We start from the raw sequence: 3080 nt of genomic DNA, 5'->3' as shown, positions 1-3080 counted from the left end.
AAGAACCATAACAACTAAAAACTAAAAACAAATTTCTAAAAAAACAATAAACTGGATATAAACAGAAAAAGTTTATAAACAAAGGTCAAGTTAGAAAGAGCACTAGGTGAATGCCTAGGCACCAAGAGGCGAAGAAGGACGTGACAAGCTGCGAAAAGCTACGGAGAGGAGCAAATATCCATTGACCCGTAGATCTCCGAATCGGGAAACCGGTCCGAAAGGACATCATTAAATGAATCCATAGTTTAATGAAGCGAACCAGGGGAACTGAAACATCTAAGTACCCTGAGGAAGAGAAAGAAACATCGATTCCCCGAGTAGCGGCGAGCGAAAAGGGAACAGCCCAAGTACAAACGAAGAAAAGAACTTAGTCGAATCAGCTGGGAAGCTGACCCAAAGGAGGTAAAAGGCCCGTAGACGAAAAGGGAAAAGAATCAGTACAAAGAGTACCACGAGACACGAGAAACCTTGTGGGAACACAGGGGGACCACCCCCTAAGGCTAAATACTACTTGGTGACCGATAGCGAACAAGTACCGTGAGGGAAAGGTGAAAAGAACCCCGAGAGGGGAGTGAAAAAGAATCTGAAACCTAGTGTTTACAAGCAGCGAAAATGGCACAAGCCATGATCGTGTACTTTTTGTAGAACGGGCCAGCGAGTTATGATAAAAGGCAAGATTAATCTAAGAAAAGAGGAGTCGAAGGGAGACCGAGTCTTAAGAGGGCGAAAGTCATTTATCATAGACCCGAAACCGTGTGATCTATCCATGGGCAGGTTGAAGTTGAAGTAAAATTCAATGGAGGACCGAACCGGGTAGCGTTTAAAAGCTATCGGATGACCTGTGGATAGGGGTGAAAAGCCAAACGAACACGGAGATAGCTGGTTCTCCTCGAAATAGCTTTAGGGCTAGCCTCTAGGAATACGTGTAGCGGAGGTAGAGCACTGAATGGTCAAGGGGCATGCATATGTTACCGAGACCTATCAAACTCCGAATGCCGAAACACAAACTAGGGAGTCAGACTATGTGGGATGAGCTTCATAGTCGAAAGGGAAAGAGCCCAGACCATCAGCTAAGGTCCCAAAATAATAGTTAAGTGGGAAAGGAAGTAGAATTACTGAGACAACTAGGATGTTGGCTTAGAAGCAGCCACACATTCAAAGAGTGCGTAATAGCTCACTAGTCAAGTGATTCTGCGCCGAAGATAACCGGGGCTAAACTATATACCGAAGCTATGGAACTAACAGTTGGTAGAGGAGCAATGTATGGAAGAAGAAGCAAAAGGAGTAATCCATTGTGGATACCATACAAGAGAGAATGCTGGCATGAGTAGCGAGAGGTGAGTGAGAATCTCACCCGTCGAAAACCTAAGGATTCCTGAGCAAGGCTCGTCCACTCAGGGTAAGTCGGGACCTAAGGCGAGGCTGAAAAGCGTAGTCGATGGACAACAGGTGGAAAATCCTGTACCGATACAATCGTTGAAGTAAGTGGGGACGCAGGAGGATAGTAGTAGCGCCCAGTTGGTGAGGCGTGCAAGCACAAAGGATAAGGAGTAGGCAAAACCGCTTCTTGAGAAGTCTGAAGTGTGATGCAGATCGAAAACAAGTAGAGAAAGATATGAATCCACACTGCCAAGAAAAGCCACGTACAAGAGAAGTATCGCCCGTACCGCAAACCGACACAGGTAGGAAAGGAGAGAATCCTAAGACGAGCGGAAAAACCTTTGTTAAGGAACTCGGCAAAATGACCCCGTAACTTCGGGAGAAGGGGAGCCCCTGTAAAAGGGGGCCGCAGTGAAAAGGCCCAAGCGACTGTTTACCAAAAACACAAGTTTCTGCTAAGTCGAAAGACGAAGTATAGGAGCTGACACCTGCCCGGTGCTGGAAGGTTAAGGGAAAAAGTTAGCGCAAGCGAAGCTTAGAACTGAAGCCCCAGTAAACGGCGGCCGTAACTATAACGGTCCTAAGGTAGCGAAATTCCTTGTCGGGTAAGTTCCGACCCGCACGAAAGGTGTAACGATTTGGGCACTGTCTCAACAAAGGATCCGGTGAAATTGTAGTAGCGGTAAAGATGCCGCTTACCCACGACAGGACGGAAAGACCCCATGGAGCTTTACTGTAAGCTGAGATTGGATTTTGGGATTAAATGTACAGAATAGGTGGGAGACGAAGAAACAAGTACGCCAGTATTTGCGGAGTCACCTTTGGGATACCACTCTTTTGATACTAGAATTCTAACCTAATCCCGTGAAACCGGGAAAGGGACACTCTCAGTTGGACAGTTTGACTGGGGCGGTCGCCTCCAAAAGAGTAACGGAGGCGTTCAAAGGTTCCCTCAGCACGGACGGAAATCGTGCAAAGAGTATAAAGGCAGAAGGGAGCTTAACTGCGAGACCAACAAGTCGAGCAGATGCGAAAGCAGGACTTAGTGATCCGGTGGTACCGAGTGGAAGGGCCATCGCTCAACGGATAAAAGCTACCCTGGGGATAACAGGCTTATCTCCCCCAAGAGTCCACATCGACGGGGAGGTTTGGCACCTCGATGTCGGCTCGTCTCATCCTGGGGCTGAAGTAGGTCCCAAGGGTTGGGCTGTTCGCCCATTAAAGAGGCACGCGAGCTGGGTTCAGAACGTCGCGAGACAGTTCGGTCCCTATCCGTCGTGGGCGTAGGAAATTTGAGAGGAGCTGTCCTTAGTACGAGAGGACCGGGATGGACAAACCTCTGGTGCACCAGTTGTACTGCCAAGTGCATAGCTGGGAAGCTAAGTTTGGAAGGGATAAGAGCTGAAAGCATCTAAGCACGAAGCCCCCCTCGAGATGAGATTTCCCTCAGAAATGATAAGACCCCTAGAAGAAAATTAGGTAGATAGGCTCAAGGTGGAAGTATAGTAATATATGGAGCTAGCGAGTACTAATAGGTCGAGAACTTGACCAAAGAAAGTTTTTAGTTTTTAAGTTATCCGGTGAGAATAGGAAGATGGACACACCTGTAACCATACCGAACACAGAAGTTAAGCATCAATCCGCTGATGGTACTTGGTTGGCAACGACCTGGGAGAGTAAGTTATTGCCGGTTTAAAAAA

At 47.4% G+C, this 3080-nt stretch carries 2 rRNA genes; both read left to right on the top strand.

The features are described 5' to 3' along the window. Window positions 1-83 precede the first annotated feature (83 nt). Window positions 84-2932 (top strand): 23S ribosomal RNA (locus HMPREF9131_RS01425). A gap of 24 nt (window positions 2933-2956) precedes the next feature. Further along, window positions 2957-3073, top strand: a 5S ribosomal RNA gene (gene rrf, locus HMPREF9131_RS01420). Window positions 3074-3080: the final 7 nt, after the last annotated feature.

Source organism: Peptoniphilus sp. oral taxon 836 str. F0141, from assembly GCF_000179335.1.
In the GTDB taxonomy this organism is placed as follows: Bacteria; Bacillota; Clostridia; order Tissierellales; family Peptoniphilaceae; genus Peptoniphilus_A; species Peptoniphilus_A lacrimalis.
Note: the sequence above shows the minus strand (reverse complement) of the source record. Positions and strands in the feature narration are given on the sequence as shown.